At 63.9% G+C, this 22,171-nt stretch carries 17 protein-coding genes; 8 read left to right on the top strand and 9 right to left on the bottom strand.

What is annotated here, in order from left to right:
* Positions 1-38: 38 nt before the first annotated feature.
* Both NKH01_RS18235 and NKH01_RS18230 read left to right on the top strand, forming a co-directional pair.
* Positions 39-1,325, top strand: a complete 1,287-nt coding sequence (locus NKH01_RS18235) for an NAD(P)/FAD-dependent oxidoreductase (RefSeq protein WP_352885315.1) — start codon at positions 39-41, stop codon at positions 1,323-1,325.
* Between the two features lie 259 nt (positions 1,326-1,584).
* Positions 1,585-2,391, top strand: coding sequence for an SH3 domain-containing protein (locus NKH01_RS18230; protein WP_353021503.1), 807 nt, complete (start codon positions 1,585-1,587; stop codon positions 2,389-2,391).
* Between the two features lie 66 nt (positions 2,392-2,457).
* Here the strand turns inward: NKH01_RS18230 and NKH01_RS18225 are convergent, their stop codons facing one another.
* Complete coding sequence (locus NKH01_RS18225) at positions 2,458-3,204, bottom strand: SDR family oxidoreductase (RefSeq protein WP_352482391.1); 747 nt, start codon at positions 3,202-3,204, stop codon at positions 2,458-2,460.
* A gap of 273 nt (positions 3,205-3,477) precedes the next feature.
* Between NKH01_RS18225 and zwf the strand changes: the two genes are divergently transcribed.
* The 3 genes from zwf to edd all read left to right on the top strand — a co-directional run bounded on the left by zwf (position 3,478) and on the right by edd (position 7,539).
* Positions 3,478-4,947, top strand: a complete 1,470-nt coding sequence (gene zwf / locus NKH01_RS18220; protein WP_352482393.1) for a glucose-6-phosphate dehydrogenase — start codon at positions 3,478-3,480, stop codon at positions 4,945-4,947.
* Positions 4,929-5,642 (top strand): 6-phosphogluconolactonase, encoded by a 714-nt coding sequence (pgl, locus tag NKH01_RS18215; protein ID WP_353021498.1) that lies wholly within the window; start codon positions 4,929-4,931, stop codon positions 5,640-5,642. The genes zwf and pgl overlap by 19 nt, the downstream gene beginning before the upstream one ends.
* 73 nt (positions 5,643-5,715) lie before the next feature.
* Positions 5,716-7,539 (top strand): phosphogluconate dehydratase, encoded by a 1,824-nt coding sequence (gene edd / locus NKH01_RS18210; RefSeq protein WP_352482395.1) that lies wholly within the window; start codon positions 5,716-5,718, stop codon positions 7,537-7,539.
* Positions 7,540-7,587: 48 nt separating this feature from the next.
* On the opposite strand, the gene NKH01_RS18205 is transcribed toward edd, so the two are convergent.
* From NKH01_RS18205 to NKH01_RS18190, 4 genes are all read right to left on the bottom strand, one after another.
* Positions 7,588-9,255: a vWA domain-containing protein gene (locus tag NKH01_RS18205; RefSeq protein ID WP_353021495.1), complete on the bottom strand. Its 1,668-nt coding sequence runs from the start codon at positions 9,253-9,255 to the stop codon at positions 7,588-7,590.
* A gap of 112 nt (positions 9,256-9,367) precedes the next feature.
* Positions 9,368-10,366 carry a GlxA family transcriptional regulator gene (locus NKH01_RS18200; RefSeq protein WP_023719415.1) on the bottom strand — a complete coding sequence of 333 codons (999 nt, stop codon included), beginning with the start codon at positions 10,364-10,366 and terminating at the stop codon, positions 9,368-9,370.
* 16 nt (positions 10,367-10,382) lie between these two features.
* Positions 10,383-11,282, bottom strand: a complete 900-nt coding sequence (gene folD / locus NKH01_RS18195) for a bifunctional methylenetetrahydrofolate dehydrogenase/methenyltetrahydrofolate cyclohydrolase FolD (protein WP_352849515.1) — start codon at positions 11,280-11,282, stop codon at positions 10,383-10,385.
* 208 nt (positions 11,283-11,490) lie between these two features.
* Positions 11,491-12,141 carry a hypothetical protein gene (locus NKH01_RS18190; protein WP_353021492.1) on the bottom strand — a complete coding sequence of 217 codons (651 nt, stop codon included), beginning with the start codon at positions 12,139-12,141 and terminating at the stop codon, positions 11,491-11,493.
* Positions 12,142-12,431: 290 nt separating this feature from the next.
* On the opposite strand from NKH01_RS18190, the gene NKH01_RS18185 reads away from it, so the two are divergent.
* Both NKH01_RS18185 and proC read left to right on the top strand, forming a co-directional pair.
* A complete protein-coding gene (locus NKH01_RS18185; RefSeq protein WP_353021490.1) occupies positions 12,432-12,713 on the top strand; it encodes a hypothetical protein in 282 nt (93 codons plus the stop codon).
* A gap of 172 nt (positions 12,714-12,885) precedes the next feature.
* The gene (gene proC / locus NKH01_RS18180; protein ID WP_353021487.1) at positions 12,886-13,701 is read left to right on the top strand and encodes a pyrroline-5-carboxylate reductase; all 816 of its coding nucleotides are present in this window, start codon (positions 12,886-12,888) and stop codon (positions 13,699-13,701) included.
* Positions 13,702-13,822: 121 nt separating this feature from the next.
* Here the strand turns inward: proC and NKH01_RS18175 are convergent, their stop codons facing one another.
* Together NKH01_RS18175 and NKH01_RS18170 are read right to left on the bottom strand one after the other, a co-directional pair.
* The gene (locus NKH01_RS18175; RefSeq protein ID WP_352885312.1) at positions 13,823-15,139 is read right to left on the bottom strand and encodes an NAD(P)H-dependent oxidoreductase; all 1,317 of its coding nucleotides are present in this window, start codon (positions 15,137-15,139) and stop codon (positions 13,823-13,825) included.
* A 99-nt stretch (positions 15,140-15,238) separates the two neighbouring features.
* The gene (locus NKH01_RS18170; protein ID WP_353021485.1) at positions 15,239-19,084 is read right to left on the bottom strand and encodes a caspase family protein; all 3,846 of its coding nucleotides are present in this window, start codon (positions 19,082-19,084) and stop codon (positions 15,239-15,241) included.
* A 222-nt stretch (positions 19,085-19,306) separates the two neighbouring features.
* On the opposite strand from NKH01_RS18170, the gene NKH01_RS18165 reads away from it, so the two are divergent.
* Positions 19,307-20,188, top strand: a complete 882-nt coding sequence (locus NKH01_RS18165) for a YihY/virulence factor BrkB family protein (protein ID WP_023719423.1) — start codon at positions 19,307-19,309, stop codon at positions 20,186-20,188.
* A 114-nt stretch (positions 20,189-20,302) separates the two neighbouring features.
* Here NKH01_RS18165 and NKH01_RS18160 read toward each other — a convergent pair whose 3' ends face one another.
* Both NKH01_RS18160 and NKH01_RS18155 read right to left on the bottom strand, forming a co-directional pair.
* Positions 20,303-21,064, bottom strand: coding sequence for a glutamine amidotransferase (locus NKH01_RS18160; RefSeq protein WP_353021483.1), 762 nt, complete (start codon positions 21,062-21,064; stop codon positions 20,303-20,305).
* An 86-nt stretch (positions 21,065-21,150) separates the two neighbouring features.
* Entirely contained in the window at positions 21,151-22,152 is a 1,002-nt protein-coding gene (locus NKH01_RS18155; protein ID WP_353021480.1) for a rhamnose ABC transporter substrate-binding protein, read from the bottom strand.
* Positions 22,153-22,171: the final 19 nt, after the last annotated feature.

Genomic DNA, 22,171 nt, shown 5'->3' with positions numbered 1-22,171 from the left:
CCTACTGCCCTACTGCCCTACTCCCCTAGCCGAGCATCATGACTTACCAATCCCCAATCTCCCCCGGCCGCTCCTGGTACGAGGACACGGCCGGACCAAGGCCCGAATATCCGGCGCTCGACGGCGACCGGACATGCGACGTGGTGATCGTCGGCGGCGGCTTTACCGGCCTGTCGGCTGCGGCTCATCTCGCCAAGTCAGGCGCGGATGTCGTGCTTATCGAAACGCATCGTTTCGGTGACGGCGCATCGGGCCGCAATGGCGGCCAGCTCGGCACCGGACAGCGGGCCTGGGCAGAGGAGCTGGAAGCGGAATACGGCTTTTCCTGCGCCAAGGCGCTGTTCGACCTGGCCGAAGAGGCCAAGGCGCATCTCCTCGACTTCGCCGCGGTGCACCAGATCGAGATCGACTATATGCCCGGCCAAATGTCGGTGGCGCACAAAAAGCGCTATGTCGACGACTACAAGGCGCATGCCGAGATCATGGCAAGCCGGTTCGGCTATCCGCACATCTCATTCATGGATGCCGCGGAGACAGCCGAGCGGCTCGGCTCGACGCATTATTTCGGCGGCACCCGCGACACGGGCACCGGCCACATCCATCCGCTGAAGCTGGTGATCGGCACCGCAAAAGTCGCGGCACAGGCCGGCGCAAAGCTTTTCGAGCAGACACCGTCGACCGGCATCACCTCCGGCGGCGGCAAAGTGAGGGTGACGACGCCGAAGGGCACGATCATCGCCGGGAAGTGCTTGATCGGGGTCAACGCCTATGGCGGCACGCTCGAGCCGGTGAGTGCTTCGCATATCATGCCGATCGGCTCATTCATCGGCGCAACGGTACCGCTGGGCGCCGATTCCAAAGTGTTGCCGGGTGGCGAGGCGGTCGACGATTCGCGCTTCGTCGTGCGCTATTTCCGCAAATCGAAGGATGGGCGGCTGCTGTTTGGCGGGCGCGAGATCTACGCAGTCAACGATCCCAAGGACATTCACATCCACATCCGCCGGCAGATCGCCGAGATCTATCCGGCACTGAAGGACATTGAGATCACCCATGGCTGGGGCGGCTATGTCGGCATCACCGTACCGAGAAAGCCGTTCGTGCGCGAAGTCATGCCCAATGTGATCTCGGTCGGTGGTTATTCCGGCCACGGCGTCATGCTGGCCAATTTTTTCGGCAAGCTTTATGCCGAGACGGTCGCCGGCAACCGCGACCGGCTGAAGCTGATCGAGGATCTGAAGATTCCGCCTTTCCCCGGCGGCCGGCGTTTCCGCGCGCCACTGCTCTTTCTTGCGCTCAACTGGTACGCGTTGCGGGACAGGATTTAACCAGGCGTTGCAGAATCCTTAACCAGGGCGCAGAATCCCCGCCAAGGGCGCAGTGATGCCACAATCGCGGGCGAAAGATGATGCTCGTGGGCAGCTGAACGGGGAATTTTTGCGGGCCTGCCCGCTTTTGGTTTGGGAACGATGCCGATCGAAATGCCGGCTCTCCGGCATCGGTCGTGAGAACATCGGCCCGCAAATGGAGGTGGCAAGTGTGAGAGAGCCCTTCAGTTTCGGTGCGCCGGAACGACGGCGCCTTGCGATGCAATTCGGTTACGATATGCGGCCGACGTTCTGGCACGGGGTCCGGTCGAACGCGCATCTCGTGATCGCTGCGCTTGGCACGGCAGCACTGCTCGGCGTTGCCGCAGTGGCGCTGTGGCTGGCCTTGCCGGCCAATGAACGACAGGCGGCGGCGAGCCCTGAGCAGACCGTTCCGACCATTCCGGTCAAGACGACGAAGATCCTGCCTTCCAAGGTCGCTGCGGCGCCGCGGACGACGGGCAAGGCCGACGCGGTTTCCCCGGCGGTGGCCGCGGCGGAAGCCGACATACCGGCGCTGGCTCCCAACGATCCCCGCTGGACGGGACCAAAGACGGCATCGGCCGCCGCCACAGCAGCATCCGACCAACTGGCAAGCCAGACCGAGCAGGCGGCCGATAAATCGTCTGCTTCGGTGGCATTCGCCGATCCGGCAGCGAAACCCGACGCTGCGGCATTGTTTGCCAAGGTGGCGGCTCCCGGCAGCTCGACGAAAAACACAGGGCCCGACGGTGCGCAGACCGCTGCCATCCCCACACCCAAGCCGCAACTGCCGACAGCGCAGTCCGCGAGCGCGGACGACAACGGCAGCACCAAGGCAAAATCCGGAAAAGCCAATACTGCCGGTACCGGACGCATCCTGAGATCCGTCACCATGCGCACCGGCCCAAAGAAGAATGCGGCCGCCATTCTCACCGTGCCAGCCAAGACCTCGGTGCAAGTGATGAGCTGCAAGCAGTGGTGCCAGATCGTCTACAACGGCAAGCGCGGCTGGGTCTACAAGAGCTACGTCAAAACCGGGGCGTAGGGCCGACAGAGCGATCGCGGCTCGGATCGCTCGCCATCAGCCGCCTGTCGCCGGATGGCCGGCGGTTCAAATGCAACGGCCACCGTCGACCTCCAGCGCCACGCCGGTGATGAAAGCTGCTTCATCCGATGCGAGCCAAAGCGCGGCATTGGCCACGTCAAGCGGCGTCGAAAGCCGGCCGAGCGGGATCGATGCGCGGAACTTCTCGCGGATCTCGGGTGTGTCGGCGCCCATGAATTTCTCAAGCATGCCGGTCTCGCCGGCGACCGGGCACAGGCAGTTGACACGGATGTTCTTTGGCGCGAGTTCCACCGCCATCGATTTGGTCGCGGTGATCGCCCAGCCCTTCGATGCGTTGTACCAGGTGAGACCAGGCCGCGGCCTGATACCGGCCGTGGAAGCCGTCGTCAGGATGACGCCGCCGCCTTGCCGCTCCATGACCGGCACCACGGCAAGTGCTGCGTTGTAGATCGCCTTCATGTTGACTGACGTGATCAGGTCGAAGGTCGCCTCGTCGACTTCCAGCATGTCACCGTTGCGATGGGTGTAACCGGCATTGTTGACCATGATATCGATGCGACCGAAGGCGCTCATTGCAGCATGGACCAGGTCGTCGAACTCGGACCGCAGCGAGACGTCGGTCTGGGTCCAGATCGCCATTTCGCCGATCTCGCCGGCGACGCGCTCTGCGCCCTTGGCGTTCAGATCGGCGACAACTACCCGCGCGCCCTCCTCGGCAAAGCGCCTGGCCATGCCCTCGCCAAAGCCCGAGGCAGCGCCGGTGATGATGGCGACCTTGTTTTTGAGGCGCATGCTTTTCTCACTCATCGTTGAAGACCTCGACGACGCGTTTGGCCATGGCCATCGAAAGATGTGTGTCCATTGCCGATTTCTCCTTTGGCTTTCGCCTTGATCCCGCTCTATGCTGCACCTGCGAACGCTCCCGGAAGCATTGCTTGCCGACAAGCCTCCGGCCAGAGCCGGTGTCAAGAGCACACGCGGATGTGACGCAATGACACTGGCAAGTTTAAATCGATTAGATTATATCAGCCGCGTTATCGCGACCGGCGTCAGAGCGGACAGACCATGACCAGCCAGATCATCCCCGTCGACCCTTTCGACTTCATCATTTTCGGCGGCACCGGCGATCTGTCGGAACGCAAGCTTCTGCCGTCACTGTACCACCGGCAGCGCGACCACCAGTTTTCCGAGCCGACGCGCATCATCGGCACATCACGTTCGAAGATGACCGACGAGGAATTCCAGTCTTTCGCCAGGCAGGCGATTGCCGATCATGTGAAACCGGAAGATATCGACGCCACGGAACTGAAGACGTTCCTCGCACGGCTCTCCTATGTCCCGGCCGACGCAACCACAGGTGCCGGCTTCGACAGGCTGAAGAAGGCGATCGGCGACAGCGAACACATCCGCGCTTTCTATCTGGCGGTGGCGCCGGCGCTATTCGGCGACATCTCGCACAAGCTGAAGGAGCACGGGCTGATCACGCCGAATTCGCGGATCGTGCTGGAAAAGCCGATCGGCCGCGATCTCGCTTCGGCGCGCGCGCTCAACGACCTGGTCGGCGACGACTTCCATGAAAGCCAGATTTTCCGCATCGACCACTATCTCGGCAAGGAGACGGTGCAGAATTTGATGGCGCTGCGCTTCGCCAACGCGCTCTACGAGCCGTTGTGGAATTCCGCCAATGTCGATCATGTGCAGATCACCGTGGCCGAGACGGTCGGCCTGGAAGACCGCGTCACCTATTACGACAAGGCTGGCGCGTTGCGCGACATGGTACAGAACCACATGCTGCAGCTGCTCTGCCTCGTCGCCATGGAGGCGCCGTCGTCGATGGACGCCGATGCCGTCCGTGACGAAAAACTGAAAGTGCTGCGGGCGCTGAAACGCATCAACGGCAACGAAGCGCCCAAGCACACGGTGCGTGGGCAATACCGTGCCGGCGCCTCGGCCGGCGGGCCGGTGAAGGGCTATGTCGAGGAACTCGGCAAGAACAGCAACACCGAGACCTTCGTTGCGCTCAAGGCCGAGATCGGCAACTGGCGCTGGGCCAGCGTGCCGTTCTACCTCCGCACCGGCAAGCGGCTGGCGACCCGCGTTTCGGAGATCGTTATCGAATTCAAGCCAATCCCGCATTCGATCTTCGGCGAGAGCGCCGGGCCGATCTCCGCCAACCAACTGGTCATCAGGCTGCAGCCCGACGAAGGCGTCAAGCAGTTCATCATGATCAAGGATCCGGGCCCGGGCGGCATGCGGCTGCGCCAGATCCCGCTCGACATGAGTTTTGCGCAATCCTTCGACGGCCGCGCGCCCGATGCCTATGAGCGGCTGATCATGGACGTCATCCGTGGCAACCAGACGCTGTTCATGCGCCGCGACGAGGTCGAGGCTGCGTGGAAATGGATCGACCCGATCCAGGACGCCTGGGAAAGCGGAAGGCAAGAGGCGCAAGGCTACACCGCAGGCACATGGGGCCCCTCGGCCTCGATTGCGCTGATCGAACGCGATGGGCGGACATGGCACGAGAGCAATTAGGCGGCGCCTACAACTGGCACGAATTTGCCGGACGCCAGGAGTTGGCGACAGCGCTTGCCGGCCACGTCGCCGGCCGCCTGTCAAAGGCGATCGCCGAGCGCGGCACGGCACTGCTTGCAGTCTCGGGCGGCACGACGCCGGCGAAATTCTTCGCGGCGCTTTCGACCGTTCCTATCGCCTGGGAAAAGGTGACGATAACATTGGTCGACGAGCGCTTCGTGCCGCCCTCGTCGCCGCGCTCCAATGCCGGTCTGGTTGCCGCCAACCTGCTGCAGAACGCGGCCGCCGCCGCGAATTTCGTGCCGCTCTACCACGCTGCGGCAACTATCGCGGGCGCAGCGGTCTCCGACAGTGAGGCGCTGCAAGTGCTGCCCTGGCCCCTCGATGTTGTTGTGCTCGGCATGGGAACTGATGGCCACACCGCCTCGTTCTTTCCGGATGCCGACAACCTGGTAAGATTGCTCGATCCGTCGTCGCAAAGGATCGTGCTTCCGGTTCACGCGGCAAGCGCCGGCGAGCCGCGGCTGACGCTGTCACTGGCGCGGATCATCAATGCCGCCTTCATCGCGCTGCATATCGAGGGCGCGGAAAAACGCACCGCATTCGAGGCCGCGCTTGGAGTTGGAACACGAAAGCCCATTCGCGCCGTGCTCGATGCAACTCAAAAGCCCGTAGAGGTTTTCTGGGCACCCTGATCTCAACTTGGCTGCAGGTCCCGGCAACAGCCGGAAGGTGTTTGCGGGACCTCGCCTGAAAGGACCGACCGCCATGACCGCAAGACGCGACATCGAAGCCATCACCCAGCGCATCCGTGAGCGCTCCAGGCCCGGTCGCGAGGCTTATCTCGGCCGCATCGCCGAAGCCTCGAACCGCACCGCCAACCGGGCCGTGCTGTCCTGCGGCAACCTGGCCCATGGCTTTGCCGTGTGCAGTCCTTCCGAAAAGGTGGCGCTTGGCGGCGACCGGGTGCCGAACCTCGGCATTATCACCTCCTATAACGACATGCTGTCGGCGCATCAGCCTTTCGAGACGTTTCCGGCACTGATCAAGGACGCGGCCCGCGAGGCCGGCGGCATCGCCCAGGTGGCCGGCGGCGTGCCCGCGATGTGCGACGGCGTAACCCAGGGCCAGCCCGGAATGGAGCTGTCGCTGTTCTCGCGCGACGTGATCGCCATGGCCGCGGCGATCGGCCTGTCGCACAACATGTTCGATGCCGCCGTCTATCTCGGCGTCTGCGACAAGATCGTGCCGGGGCTGGTGATCGCGGCGCTGACCTTCGGTCATCTGCCGGCGGTCTTCATCCCGGCCGGGCCGATGACGACCGGCATTCCGAACGACGAAAAGGCCAAGATCCGCCAGCTCTATGCCGAGGGCAAGGCGGGGCGGGCCGAACTGCTCGAAGCCGAATCCAAATCCTATCACGGGCCGGGAACCTGCACTTTCTACGGCACCGCCAATTCCAACCAGATGCTGATGGAGATCATGGGCCTGCACACGCCTGGCGCCTCGTTCGTCAATCCGGGCACGCCGCTGCGCGACGCGCTGACCAGGGAAGCGACCAAGCGGGCGCTGGCGATCACAGCGCTCGGCAACGCCTACACGCCAGCCGGGCGGATGATCGATGAGCGCTCGATCGTCAACGGTATCGTCGGCCTGCACGCCACCGGCGGTTCGACCAACCACACCATCCATTTGATCGCCATGGCGGCGGCGGCCGGCATCGCCATTACCTGGCAGGATATTTCCGACATCTCGGAAGCGGTGCCGCTGCTGGCGCGGGTCTATCCGAACGGCCTTGCCGATGTGAACCACTTCCACGCCGCCGGCGGGCTCGGCTTCCTGATCCGCGAACTGCTCGACGCAGGCATTTTACATGAGGATGTGCAGACGGTGTGGGGCGAAGGGCTGCGCCCCTACGCGGTCGAGGCCAAGCTCGGCGCCGATGGCGGCGTCGTGCGCGAGGCCTCGCCGCGCCAGAGCGGCGACGAGAAGGTGCTGGCGCCGTTCAAGAAGGCGTTCCAGCCGAGCGGCGGGCTGAAAGTGCTTTCAGGCAATCTCGGCCACGCCGTCATCAAGACATCGGCGGTCAAGCCGGAGCGGCGCATCATCGAGGCACCGGCCAAGGTGTTCGACAGCCAGCAAGGGCTGAACGAGGCGTTCAAGGCGGGGTCGCTGACCGGCGACTTCATCGCCGTCATTCGGTTCCAGGGCCCGAAGGCCAACGGCATGCCGGAATTGCACCGGCTGACCACCGTGCTCGGCATCCTGCAGGACCGCGGCCAGCATGTGGCGCTGGTTACCGACGGGCGCATGTCGGGTGCCTCCGGCAAGGTGCCGGCGGCGATCCACGTGACGCCGGAAGCGGCGGAGGACGGGCCGATCGCCAGGATTCATGACGGCGATATTATCAGGCTCGACGCCGAGGCCGGAACGCTCGAGGTGCTGGTGCCGGCCGGCGATTTCGCACTGCGCCGGCCCGCGGACAGCGACCTCATAGGCAATGAATTCGGCTTCGGCCGGGAGCTCTTCGCCGGGTTCCGGCAGATGGTGGGCCGCGCCGACCATGGCGCGAGCGCCTTCGGCGTGGCGTGACTTTTTCGGCCATGAGGAAGAGCGGCTGGTGGCCGCTCTCCCTTGGATCTATTGAACCGTCAGCTCGGCTCGCGCGCCGGCCCTGACCGTTACCGCGCCTTCCTTCGAGCTGCTGTCCGACTTCTCCGAAACCACCGCGTAGTCGCCAACCGACAAGGTGGCCTGATACTTCTGGTCATAGGCGTAGCCGACCGACTTGCGGGTTCCATCGATGTTCTTCTTGGCCTCGAATATCTCGATCTTCGAGGCCCCTGGCGCGGTGATCGCCAGCACGCCGGCGTTCATGGCGATCTTCAGATCCTGATGTTCGCCAATTTTGACACTGAACGGCTGCTCGGCCACCGCGAGATCGACGGTCGCGACCATTACATAATCGTCGGGCGGCAGATCGAACTTGCTGTCGGGGCCGTAGGCATAGGTCACCTCCTGCCTGGTCCCGCCGATGTCCTTTTTCGCCTGGAACACCTTGAAGCCGACGCCAGAACCCTCGGCCTTGTCGCCACCGGCAGCATAGTAGGCGTTGGCGACGACATGCCCGACGCCGACGATGATATCCTTGTCGATGACCCTGCCGGCGGCAAGCGGGACCGTCTCGGTAACCACGCCCTGGCCGATCGTGACGGTCACCTTCTCGTCGCCGGCCGGCAGCACGACTTTCGTGTCGCCATAGTAGGTCGGCAGGGTGTCGACGCCTGGATAGGCGATCACGACCGCCGCGCCGCCGTCAACGTCCGCCCCTTCGCTTGGCCGCGGGTGGATAACCAGCGTGCCGGCATTCAACGTGAAGAGCGGCTTGGCGACCTGGCCAGGCTCGATCTTGATCTTCTGTTCGGCCTTGGCCTCGCCGGCGCGCGCGACGACGATATAGTCGCCCGCCTCCAGATTGCCCTTGTAGGCGCCGTATTCGGTGGCGACGGGATCGCCGCGCGTGCCGTCGGAATTCGCCTTATAGATCTCCCAGGCATTGCCGTCGGTGACGGGATCGCCACCTTCGGCAAGCACGACGGTGGGCACGAAATTGGACTCCGCCGGCTGGGCAGGCGCCGGCTGGGGAGCAGGCTGCGGGGCGGCAGCCGGTTCAGGAGCGGATGGCGGCGGCGCAACGGTCTCGACGAGGGCGTCCTGCAATGCCTTTTCATCCGATGCTTCGATATATTTGCCGCCGGTGTTATCGGCCAGGCAGGCGACCTGCTTGCCTTCGGCAGCCGTCAGGCCAAAGCCGACGACATCGACGGTGAAGTCGATGCCGGCAGCCTCAAGCTCCTTGCCGAGCGCACAGGGATCGCCGCTGCATGTCTCGATGCCATCGGTGATGAGAACGACCGTCGCCTTGTCCTCGGTGTATTTCAATGCTTCCGCCGCTTGCTTGACAGCGGCGGTCAGCGGCGTCTTGCCCTGAAATTTCAAGCTGTCGGCCGCGGCTGAGATCGCACTTGCCGAGCCTGCCTGCGGCGGCACGATGAGTTCGATGTCGTCGCAACTGGCCTTCTCACGATGGCCATAGGCCATGAGGCCGATTTCCTCATCGGCCAGGACCGATTGCAGCACGTTCCGCAGCGATTGACGGGCGATTTCGAGCTTGGGCTTGCCGTCGATCTGCGCCCACATCGAGCCGGAGGCATCGAGAATGACGATGACGCGATCGGCGGCGAAACCGAACCCCGTCGTCCAGAGCAACAGGGCCGCCGCAGCGACGCTCCGCACAAATCCCGCCATCAAAAATCTCCCCCGTCAGTCGCCGCCGCTCGGCGCCGGAACGCTATTTGACGCCGCGTCGCGACACAAGCCCGGACGGAGTACGAAGCTGCGTCGCCTCTCTGCCAAACCCTCAATAGGTCGTGCGGCGTTCCTCGGAAGGCGGCCGGCCGAATTGCAGCCGGTAGCTCTGGGCAAAATAGGAATGCGAGGTGAAGCCGGTGGCGATTGCCACGTCGAGGATCGGCATGTTGGTCTGGCGCAGCAATTCGCGCGCCCGCTCGAGCCTGAGCCGCATGTAATAGCGCCCGGGCGTCACACTGAGATGGCGCAGGAACAGGCGCTCGACCTGGCGCACCGACAGGCCCGCCGACTTGGCGAGCTGCACCGCCGACAGCGGCTCGTCGAGATGGTCGGCCATCAGCTCGACGATGCGGCGCAGCTTCTCCGACTTGCCGGTCAGGTCGCGTTCCGGGCCGACGCGCTGGCGGTCCCCGGCCGAGCGGATGCGCTCATGCTGGAACTGGTTGGCGACGCCATTGGCGAGACTCGAGCCGAAATCGCCGCGCACGATTTCCAGCATCAGGTCGATCGAGGTGGTGCCGCCGGCGCAGGTGTAGCGCTTGCGGTCGATCTCGAAGACGTTGCCGGTGCAGTTGATGTCCGGAAAGCGTTCGAGGAACCCGGCGCGGTTTTCCCAATGGATGGTGCAGCGATAGCCATCGAGCTGGCCTGCTTCGGCAAGCAAATAGGAGCCGACCGAAAGCGCGCCGAGCGCATTGCCGCGCCGGCCCCAGCTGCGCAGCGCCGCCAGCACCTTGCTCTTGCCGGGAAATTCCGTCGTCAGCCCGACCGAGACGAAAAGGATATCGACCGGCGGCAGATCGACAACGGCGTAGTCGATCTTGAGCGGCAGGCCGTTGGAAGCCATGACGGCATCGCCGTCGGCCGACACCGTCGTCCAGCCATAGAAATCGCGGCCGAGCAGCCGGTTCGCCGACCGGAACGTGTCGATTGCCGCGGCCAGCGAGAACATGGAGAACTTGTCGACCAGCAGAAACCCGAACTGCCGGCCGCCCTGAACGGGATCATTGGTGACCGGCCGTTCTAGGGGAACAGTGAGGTTCGGCAAGGACGCTGCTCTCTGGTCAGAAGGAAGGCCGTTTCAACCCGGCTGCGAGGTAGGCGGAAGCTAGCGTGTTGGCCATCAGCATGGCAATGGTCATCGGCCCGACGCCGCCAGGCACCGGCGTGATGGCGCCGGCCGCCTTCGCTGCTTCGGCAAACTCGACATCGCCGACGAGGCGGGCCTTGCCTTCACCCTTTTCAGGTGCGGCGATGCGGTTAATGCCGACGTCGATGACGGTGGCGCCAGGCTTGACCCAGTCGCCGCGGACCATTTCAGGCCGGCCGACGGCTGCGACCAGAATATCGGCGGTGCGGGCAAGCGCCGGCAGGTCCCTGGTGCGGCTGTGTGCGATGGTGACCGTGCAGTTGGCGGCAAGCAGTAGATTCGCCATCGGTTTGCCGACGATGTTCGAGCGCCCGACGACGACCGCATTGAGGCCGGACAGATCCTTGCCGCGCACCCGTTCGATCAGCAGCATCGAGCCGGCCGGCGTGCAAGGCACGAAGGCGGTCTCGAACTCGCCGGTGCCGAGCTTGCCGACATTGATGAAGTGGAAGCCGTCGACATCCTTCTCCGGCGCGATGGTCTGGATGACTTTGCCGGCATCGATATGGCCGGGAAGCGGAAGCTGCACCAGGATGCCGTTGATGGCCGGATCGGCGTTGAGCTGGCCGATGATCTTCAACAGGTCCGGCTCGGAGGTCTCGGCCGGCAGCGTGTGCTGAACCGAATGGAAGCCGCATTCCTTGGCGGTGCGGGATTTGGAGGCGACATAGACCTGGCTCGCCGGATCCTCGCCGACGATGACCACCGCGAGGCCGGGCTGCCGTCCGCCCTTTTCCGCCAGTTCGGCGACCAGGGCCTTGACCCGCCGCACCACGTCTTCGGCGACGCTTTTTCCGTCAATCAACTCAGCCATGAACCACCCTCGACGCCGATCGCCTAAGCCTGCCGCGTTAAAGCATCCCGCGGCGTACTCCAGATACCTTTTATGCATGTCGTTGCCCAGAACCATGCGCAGCCGGGCGGACATGCAGCGCGGCATTTTCACGAAAATCGAGCCGGGCAATCCCGTCAATGCGCCGTCCCATGCCGCTAACTCGAAACCGGCATGTTTTATTCGACGCTTAGAAATAGCGGCGCGTGCGGTTTTCGGTGAGCTCGCGAACCGCTTCGCGGAATTCACGCAGGCTGGCACGGATTTCCTCGATCTGGCTTTGCTGATCGGCGGCTTCCGAAACCTGATTTGCCTCCTTCGACCAGGCCTGAGTATAGGCCGAATGCTGCGGCGTGGGTTGCTGCGGATAAGGTGGCTGTCCGGCATAGAGCGGCTGTAGATCGAAGGCAGGCGGCATCGCTGCGCCGGAATTTGTCGCGGCGGAAGTCTCGCCGGACGCCATCTCCTCCGGCGCTCTGCCGGGCATGAGCCTGCGCAGCGCTGACAACACGGTACCGATCGGACCCCGACGCGCTGCCCGGTACGCTTTGTCCTCAGCGGGACCGGCATCGCGGCCGCCAACGGAGCCAGCGGGGTCGAACAATACATCGGCAGCTGCAGGCTCTTCCGTCAGTATGGTGGCGGCCTCCGGCCCATCAGGATGGAGCTGGCTTGTGCCGGCGGCTGCCAACAGGATCGGACTGGCATGCGCCTCGCGGCGCGACCGGGCGAGACGATGCCGTGTGGCGGCATCCTCGCGCCATGACGCGCCTGCACGGTCCTCTAGCGAAGCCAGCGATGCTTCGTCCTCGTCGCGCACTGCCTCGACGAGCGACAGCAAAGACCGCTCGTTCCTCCAGTGTTCACGATTATTCCTGTAAGCCATGGTTCCTGGAGCTTTCCCCTAGGGCTGGGACGTAGCGACCGCCCACTGGTTAAGCGATGCTAAACAGGCATAGGAAATAAAAGGTTAATTTGGTCGGCTGAGAGACCTCGTTTCCCGCCTTAAGACAATGCCATCGAGTTCGTCGCCCACGATTGGTCGATCACTCGAAAAATGGCGGGATGTCGGTTAAGGGTTCATGAAGTCGCCTTCTTGAACACCGTCAGAATTCGGGGGAGGCTATCCGTATGATAACGCCAGACACTCCGTTTGCGCTGATGCTGGAGATGCACGCTGTGCTCTTCGGAGTTCCGGTGCTTAGTCTGCTGGCAGGGACCGCAATCCTTGCTTTGATACGCCCATGGCGCTTTTCTTCAGGGGCCGTGGCGGCTTGCAAGATGGCTATGGGAGTCGGCGTCGTGGCCGTGGCAGTTGTGCTTGGTTGGGGAGGATTTCTTGTCGGCTTTTTTGGTGCGCTGTTGGAGAATCCAGGCTATCGCTCCCACCTCGTCTGCAATCCCTGTTTTTAGTCTGGGATGGGCCGAACCTGGCCGTCCAGAGTGATCGCGTCAGGACTGACCGAGCCCGATCAGGCGGCGAAAGCGGCGACATAACCCGGCCCCTGATCAAGGTCCGAGAGGGGCTTCCCCGTCCGCCCATGAACGTCTATGGCAAAGCCAACCTTTCGAATGGAGAGCTTCGATGACGATCAGGCTTGTTCTCGCCGGTTGCGGCAATATGGGCTACGCCATGCTCTCGGGCTGGCTGAAAGCCGGCAAGCTGGCTCCGGCTGCGGTGTTCGTGGTCGAGCCCAATGCCGAGTTGCGCAAGCGTGCCGAAGCACTGGGCTGCGCTGCTGCCGCGGATGCCGGCGTCATCCCGGCGGACGCCGTGCCGGCCCTCGTCGTCCTTGCGGTCAAGCCACAGGTGATCCGCGACGTGACGGCTGGCTACATCCGCTTCAACGATGGCCGAACCACTTTCCTCAGCATCGCCGCCGGGACGCCGGTCGCCACGTTCGAAGGCATTCTCGGCGACCGCGCGCCGATCGTGCGCTGCATGCCCAACACGCCGGCGGCTATCGGCAAGGGCATGATGGTGGTGTTTTCCAACAGGCTGGTTTCCGAGGACACCAAACGCCTTGTCGCCGACCTGCTTTCGGCAAGCGGGCAAGTGGCCGATATCGATGACGAGGGCCTGATGGATGCGGTGACGGCAGTCTCCGGATCCGGTCCAGCCTATATCTTCCATTTCATCGAAGCGCTGACCGTGGCCGCCGAGGAGGCTGGCCTGCCGACCAGGACTGCCAAGCTCTTGGCCATGCAGACGGTCTACGGCGCCGCATCGCTGGCCGCCGAAAGCGGCGAGGAGCCCGGCGTGCTCAGGCAGCAGGTGACCAGCCCCAACGGCACCACGGCTGCGGCCCTTGCAGTACTGATGGGCGAGGACCGGCTGACACGCCTGCTCACCGAGGCGGTGGAAGCGGCGCGGCTGCGGTCGATAGAGCTGGGGAAGTAGGGCTTTTGGGGGAGCCGGTCGGCGGCGATGGTCTGCCGTGCGTTTCAGCGGCAATAGCCGCCTGTAGAAAAGCCGCTACGCAGCGCTCCTTCGCGCCGACGTCAAAGTTTCTGCACCGCACCTACCCCGCCCCATACAGCATTTCGTCCTGCAGCCGGCGCAAGGCGAATAGCCTGGTCGTCGGGTCGGGCGCGGCATTGTCGGCGGTGAGCAATTCGCCTTTCCTCACCGGTTTCAGCACCTTGCCGCCTTCGAGCAGACCGACGGGCACGGCGTGGTGGGCGCGAGCCTCCTCGACCGTCATGGTCCAGGAGCGGTAGCAGGTCTCGCCGATCGCGTCGAACGTCTCGCCTGCCGCCAGATCGCGCTTGGCGACGGCGCAGACCTCGGCCACCGGCCTCGGCAGCGGCACCATGTCGGGCCTGCCGTAAAGCGCGATACGGGCGGCCGTCAGCGGCACTTCCAGCGAGGTCAGATGGTAGGGCCTGAAGAAGCTGTAATAGGGGCCGTGGCCAATATGCAGATCGTCCATGCGCTCGATGATGCGCGGATGCGTCGCCTCGACGATGACAAAGACGCCGGGCGCCACGCCCTTGCCGACGGTGTAGTCGACGACGCCCTTCTTCGACAGGATGCCGCCCTGCTCGCGCGGGATCAGCACCTTGACCAGCTCGTCGCGGTCGACCTTGGGGCCGTGCATGCCGGGAACGTCGGGCACCAGCCCAGTGGCGTTGGCAATGGCGCACATCTCGACCATGGTTTTCGAGCCGTCGACGAACTCGACCAGCATGCGCGGATTCATGTTGCGGCGCAGCGCTTCCTCGCGGTAGTCGTCGGGAACGGCGTCGTGGTTGAGAGGGTTGTTCTTGCCCTTGCCGGCGGAGACGATGGTGTAGCCGAGCGCCGAGGCGAACTCGATCAGCTCCATGCAGCTCGACGGTTCGTCGCCGGCACCGACCGAATAGACGACGCCGAGCCGGTCGGCCTGCTGCTTGAGGTAGCAGCCAATAGTGACGTCGGCCTCGACATTCATCATCACCAGATGCTTGCCGTGCTGCATCGCCATCAGGTCGAAATCGGCGGCGACGCCGGGCTTGCCGGTGGCATCGATGACAACATCGATGAGCGGATTGGTGACCAGCATCTCGTTCGAGGTGATTGCGATCTTGCCGCTCTCGATCGCTTGGCTGACCTTCGAAGCGCTGTCCGCTTCGGCTGCCATTGCCTCGTCGCCATAGGCGATGCGGATGGCGTCACGCGCCGTATGCGGCCGGCGGGTCGAAATCGCGCAAACCGAAATGCCCGGCATCAGCATGCCTTGCGTCACCAGGTCGGTGCCCATCTCGCCCGACCCGATGACACCGATGCGCACCGGGCGGCCTTCCGCCGCGCGCTTGGCAAGATCCCGGGCAAGCCCGGTCAAGGCGACATTGGTCATGCTGGAAACGTCCACTGCTTTTTTGATTTGAAGCGGGAATAGCAGGGAACGGCAACCCTTTGCCAATCGAAACCGGCCGCGGCCACCTTTTCCTGTGCGCTATTGCAATTCGGCCAGCAAGGCTTGTGCCTCGGCAAGGTTCTTTGCGGAGCCGGCGGCAAGGTCGTCCATCTTGCCATCCCGAAAGATGACGAGCGCATGCTGGCAGGCGGCTATCGCTTCCTCGGCCATTGCCTTCTGCTTGCGAGCAGCACCCAGATCGGTAAGCACGTCGCACAGGCTGTCCTCGGTGAAAGCGATGCCCGGCACCGAACCGATCTTCTTCTGCACGGCGATGGCCTCGCGCAGGATCGGCACCGCCTCCTCGAATTTGGCGACGTTGTTTCCGGCGCGGCCGGCGAGCGTCAGCTGATAGCCGATCTCGTTTTGCAGGCTCGCCCAGCGCTCGGGGTCGCGGTCGCGGTCGACCTGGTCTGCCAATGCTCGGTAGACGGCGACCGCCTCGTGGAACAAAGCCGGCGAAGGCTCTTTCGCGCCGATCATGCCAAGCACATTGGCCAGGCTTGCCTGCGTGCTGGCCCAACGTTCGGGGGCGCGGTCGCGCGTGCGCACGCTCTGGATCGAACGATAGATGCCGGCCGAACGCTTCAGCAGGGCAACGTCGTCGCGCCAGTAGCCCAGCGTCGAAAGCGCGCTGGCCAGATTGGTCTGGTTGCGCAGCCATTCGTCGGCATCCCTGTCGCGGCTTATCACCGTCAGTGCCGCCTCATAGGCCTGGACAGACTTGGCCATGGCGTCCGGGTCGGAACTGGCGTTTGCCTGCATCATGCGGGCATTGCCGAGGTCGCCTTCGACCGAAGCCCAGAGCGAGCGGTCGGGCAGCGTGGCATAGACGGCCAGTACCTTTTCATGCGCGGCCGCCGCCTTCTGGTAGAGCGACGGGTCATTGGCGCTGCCGGCAAGGTAGTAATAGGCGCTGCCGAGTTCGTTCTGCAGCTGGGCGTGATCTTCCGGCACCGTGGCGAGATCGTAGAAGGGCAGCGCCGCTTCAAGCGCCGTCGCCGACTGGTTGAACGCTTCGCCGTCCTGCGTGCGGTCGCCCAGAACCAGGAGCACATGGCCGAGACCCCATTGCGTTGCCGCCCAAGCGTCGGGGTCGCTGTCACGGCTCTGCACTTCGAGCGCCGCGCGATAGGCCACCGCCGAGCGCTGGAGCGCCTCGTCCGAACCGCCATCGGCCTTGCCGAGCATGGAAAGTGCTGCGCCCAGCCGGTACTGCGTCTTCGCCCAGTCCTTCGGGGCGCTCTCCTTGGTTCGCACGGTGAGCGCTGCATCATAGGCGGCGACCGCTTCTTCAAGGACCGCTTTGTCGCGAGCACGGTCGCCCCAGGTCGACAGCGTGTTGCCGAGACTGTGCTCTATTGAGGCGAATTCGAGCGGCGCGGCGGCGACGGTATAGACCTGCGAGGCCTCGCGATAGGCGGACGCCGACTTCCGGAGATAGTCGATGCCGGTGTCCCGATCGCCAAGCGTCGCATAGACCGAGCCCAGATTCTGGTTCAACGAAGCCCAGTCGAGCGGCAGCTTTTCGCGCGGATATTCAGAAAGTGCGGCCTCATAGGCAGCGACCGCCTTGAGCAGTGCGTCATCGCCGTCCTGCCTGGCGCCGAGGCGCTGCAAGGCATTGCCAAGCGTCAACTGGCCGTTTGCCCAGCTCGCCGGCGCGTGCTCGCGCGTCCACACCGTCAGTGCGGCCTCTGCCGCCTTCCGAGCGCGTTGCAGCGTAGCAATGTCGCCATTGATCTGGCCGATCGATTCCAGCGCCGAACTCAAATTGTTCTGGATCGTCGCCCATTGCGCCGGCGCGCGCTCGCGCGTCATTTCCTCCGTCGCCGCCTGATAGGCGGCAACGGCCTGCTCAAGCGTCGGTACGTCTTGTTCACGCTCGCCGAGGCGGAACAAGGCCGCGCCGAGATTGACCTGGCTCAACGCCCAGTCGAGCGGCACGCGCTCCCTGCGGTATTCGGTCAGCGCGGCGCGATGCGCTTCGATGGCGGCGCGAAAGCTGTCGCTGGTGGCTTGGCGCTCACCCAGTTCGGAGAGCACGATGCCGAGATTATTCTCAGTCGCCGCCCATTCGAGCGGCAGCTTTTTCGACACTTGCACCTCGAGCGCCGCGCGGAACGAAGCAACGGCATTGTCGAGCAACGTCGTGCCGTTCTCGCGCTGGCCGAGCCGCCAATAGACGGTGCCGAGATTGCCTAGCGTCGAGGCCCAGTCGTCCGGATTGGCGTCGCGCGTGTAGACGCTCAGCGCCTGATCGAAGGCGGCTGCCGCTTTGTCGAGGTCTTCGCGGCCGGCCTCGCGCTCGCCCAGCGTCGACAGTGTGGTGGCGAGATTGTTTTGCATGGCCGCCCATTGCCGCGGGCTGTTTTCGCGCGACACATAGGTCAGCGCCTTTTCATAGGCAGCGACCGCCTGCACCAGAAAGGCGTTGTCGCCCGAGAAAGAACCATGCGCGGAGAGCGCCTGGGCCTCGGCTGCCTTGTAGAACCAGGCTTCATGGTCGTCCCATTTCTCGACCTGCTCATAGGCCTTGGCATAGTCCTGGGCTGCCGCCTGATAGCTGAAGGAGATTTCGTAGGTTTTGGCGCTGTCGCCGAAAACCTCGGCAAACTCGAAACGACGCGCCTTGAGATCGGCCTCGGCCTGGTCGACGGTTTTCGACAGTTCGCCAACGCGGGCCTTGGCCTGCTCATGGATTTTCTGCGCTGCTTCGAGCGCGCCTTCCTGCACCGCTTGTTCGGCCAGTTTTGAAAGCCGGACGATTTCCGGATCCTGGCTCTTCAGTGTCGCCTGCTCGGCCAGTACCTGTTTCAGCCGCTCGGTCTGGCCGCGCAGCAATTTGTCGAGCTCGGCCGCATCCCTGGGTGTCTCGGTGCCCAGCGTCTTCAGCATGGCGTAGAGCGCGTCCATCGGTACGCCGCCGTCGCGGGCAATCGTCTCGATCTGGCGGCGTTGCGGGTCGGGCAGCGTCGAAATCGTCAGCAGCAACCGGCGGCGCTCTGAGAGGATCTCGCCTTCCTCGCCTTTCGGCACCTCGGCGGGCGTGCCGAAATAGAGCAGCCGGCGCAGGCTCTCATTGACCCATGGCAGCTGCCGGCCGCCGGTCTTGAGATAGACCTCCTCGCCGACCATGCGCAGCACGGTGCCGAATTCCTCGCCGCCCATCGTGTCGATGTGACGCAATATGGCTGCCGCGTAGGGGCTGTTGCCGTCGGCGGGACCGTCGAGCGCCACCTTGCCGGGCTCGGCGGCAAAGCCGATGACCTGGCCCAGGCTGTCGTCGGCAGAACCGCTGTCGCCAGCCGAACCCTTGGCCGGCGCGCTGTCGTTCAGCGCCACGACGCTGCGCGTTTCGCCGAGGCCGCCGGCGCCGATCGGCTTGCCCGCTTCACCCGGCTTGAGTTTCAAAAGCGTGCCCGGCGGAAACGGGTCGTTGCGGCAGGCATCGAGCAGCACGATGGTGACCGGCACCTTGGCCTTCAGTTCGGCCACGATCGACGACAGCGGGACCAGCTTCTCGCCGGCATCCTCGAGCGCCGCAATGTCGGCATCGACGGGCACCAGGAAATTCTCGCCACCGGCTTCGATGCCGTGGCCGGAATAGTAGATAATGGCGACGTCGGCACCCTCGGCATCGTCGACGAAGCCTTCGAGGTCGCGCCGCAATTTGCGCGCGTCGCGATTGACGGCGACATCGGTTTCGAAGCCGAGCCTGTCGAACATCTCCTCGATGGCGCGGGCGTCGTTTTCCGGATTGGGCAGCTTGCCGACATGCTCATAGTCGGACTGCCCGATGACGAGCGCGACGCCTTTTAGCGCCTTCGGCTCCTCGCCCCGAGCAGGAACCAGCGCGCACAAAAGCAGCGCGGCAAACGCCACGCCTATGCGCCCTGTTGCACCTGGAAACAACATCGCCCACCCCAACCCAGCGTGCAATCTTCCACAGCGCCATGGCATCATGATGGCCGGCGCTTGGCAAGTGTTCGGGCAAGAGGTGTTCTTGTCGTGGCCTGTCGTGCCGCTCCGTTGCGATCTTCGCGCCCCTCCCTCGCCCAGCGCTGCGCCGCCGCTACTTGTTTGTTGACAGCATGCGAGGCCCACATGTGGAATTTGGCAGCAGAGAGCTGGAGGCTCCTCAAGCAGAGCGTCCTCGGCTTCATCGATGACAATGCGCTGAGCCATGGGGCGGCGATAGCTTTTTATGCCACGACCTCGCTTGCGCCGATCCTGCTGATCGTCGTCGCTATCGCCGGCATGGCCTTCGGGCACGAGGCGGCACAACTCGCCCTTTCGGCACAGATCGCCGGCCTGATGGGACCGCAAAGTGCCGAGCTGCTGCAGGCGACGATCGAAAACGCTTCGCAGAAGGAAGCGGGAACCCTTGCCAGCATTCTGGGGCTGGTCACGCTGTTCGTCGCCGCATCCGGCGTGTTCGGCGAAATGCAGCTGGCGCTGAACGAAATCTGGAAAGTCAAACCGAGGGCAGCAACGATCTCACGGCTGGTGCGGGCACGCATTGCAAGCCTGGGCCTGGTCGCCGCTCTCGGTTTCCTGCTCCTGGTGTCCTTGGTTGTAAGCGCCGCGATTTCGGCGCTCGGAGACGTCATCAACGCCTATCTGCCGTTCGGCACCATCATCCTGAGCGCGGTCAACGGGATTGTCTCGTTTGCCCTGATCGCGCTGCTGTTTGCCGCGATCTACAAGGTGCTGCCCGACCGCAGTCTGCAATGGCGCGATGTCGGCCTTGGCGCCGTCGTCACCGGGTTTCTGTTCACCATCGGCAAGTCGCTGATTGGCTGGTATATCGGAACCAGCGCTTTCGCATCGTCGTACGGCGCGGCCGGCGCCCTGCTCGTCGTGCTGTTGTGGGTCTATTATTCGGCCGAGATATTTCTGCTGGGCGCCGAATTCACGCGAGCCTATTCGGTTCGACACGGCAGCCGGTCCGATTTGAAGAACAAGGTGGAATTGCATGACAAATGAGTTCACGCCGAAATTCGACCTGGCCGGCAAGGTGGTGCTGGTCACCGGCGCCTCGCGCGGCATCGGAGGCAGCGGCAGGCGGACTGCAGTGGTCAAACCTGGTGTCCGGCTTTCTCATTCATTGCCGGCGAGCCAACGGACCATGTTCGCCGTCAGTTTTCCGTAGAACGGCCATGCGAGAAAATCCTGCGAGAGCCAATGCGGGCCGATATCGGTTGCCCAGGCAATCGTGCGGCCGCGGCCGTGGCTGCCGACGGCAAGGAGCGGCCAGTCGGTGCCGCGGTGGTGGCAGGTCGCCAGAAGCCGGGATGAACCGTCGCGCCTGAATTCCAGCTTGTTCATGCCGAGGATCGGCGGCAAAGGCCCCTCCACCCCGGAAAAAATCGGATGTGACGGCTGCAGGATGGAGGCCTGCAGGCCTTGCGGCACCTCCATGCCGTCGCAGTAGGGTAGGCAACGGACCGGCAGAACGTCCTCGACCGGGGTGTCGTGGAACCGCGCCGTCCCGAACATGCCCTGAAAGCCCATATAGCCGCCGGCTACCATCAGCCCGCCGCCACCTTCGACATAGGCCTTGAGCAGATCGAGGCGGTTGACGCCGACACGCCCGGCGCGGGCATCCGGCGTCACCAGCAATGTCAGGGCGCCGACGTCGGAGATCACCACCGCCTGATATTGGGCGAGCCCATCGAGGTCATAGGGAAACTCCGCGCTGCAACGCTCACCGCCGATCTGCGTGACGGCGATGCCCTCAGTGGCCAGCGCGGCATTGAAGGCCGTCGCGCCATTTGTCGAGGTCGCACTTGTAAGCACATCGCTACCGACGGCGACCGACGTCGTCGCCGCAAAGGTTTCGCCCGCAAGCAATATCTTCATTGCCGCCCCCGCACTGTTTTCATTCGAGAGGTTTAGGAAGGGCGCCGGTTGGACCGGCCCCCCCGCGGAGTTCGAACTCCAAAGGATCAGAACTTGAACTCGGCCAGATTTTCGGGGGTCACGATCTTGGCTGGACCAAGGATCAGTTCGCCGCCGGCGCCAATCGTGTATTCGCCGAGCCTGCCTGCCGTGAACTTCTCACCCTCCTTTCCGGTGATCTTGCACTGCGCAAGCGCCTGGGCCGTCTGGTAGGTAAGATAGCCAAGATCGGTGACGTTCCACCAGATATCCTGGGCCGCCCCGTCCTTGATGTATTTCGAGATCAGAGTAGCCGGCGCGAGGCCGGTCAGCTTGACCTTGCCGATCATGCCCGCCTCCTCGAGCGCACGCGCGGCCGCCGGAAGGCCGATGCCTGCCGGGACGATGATCACCTTGAGATCGGGAAACGCCTGGACCAGCGCCAGCGCCTGCTGCTGGTTGATTTGTTCGCTTTCTTCGCCATAGGCCACCTGCACCAGCTTCATTTTGGAGAACTTCGGCTCGGCAGCCATCTTCGCCTTCATGAAGTCGATCCAGGCGTTCTGGTTGGTCGCCGTCGGCGTCGACGACAGGATCGCGAATTCGCCTTCACCGCCGCTGAGGGCGAATGCACTTTCCAGCATCATCTCGGCGAGACTGTCGCCCTCGACCTGATTGACAAATGCCGCGCGGGCATCGGCGGCCACATCGGAGTCATACGAAATCACCCTGACGCCCTGCTGAACGGCGCGCTTCAGCGCCGGCGCGACGGCATTGGCGTCGTTGCCGGCAATTGCGATGACCCCGACCTTCTGCGACACGAGGCTGTTGATGAATTCGATTTGCGCCTCGGCGGTCGCCTGCGATGGGGCGACCTGGGTAGCGGTGCCGCCAATTTCCTTGGCTGCCTCTTGTGCGCCTCCAAAAGCCACTTTGAAGTAGGGGTCTGTGTCGAGCTTGGGCAGGAAACCGACCGTTACGGGTTCCTTGGCGCATTCCTGGCTGAAGGCCAGCGAGGTTGGCGCGAGCAGAACCGCGGATGCGAGCAGGGCTAATCTAAACGCTTTCATTGTGACTCCTCCGTCAAAA

The sequence above is a fragment of the Mesorhizobium sp. M1403 genome (genome assembly GCF_040317695.1).
In the GTDB taxonomy this organism is placed as follows: domain Bacteria; phylum Pseudomonadota; class Alphaproteobacteria; order Rhizobiales; family Rhizobiaceae; genus Mesorhizobium.
The sequence above is the reverse complement of the archived record's forward strand: the minus strand, read 5'-3'. Positions and strand labels throughout refer to the sequence as shown.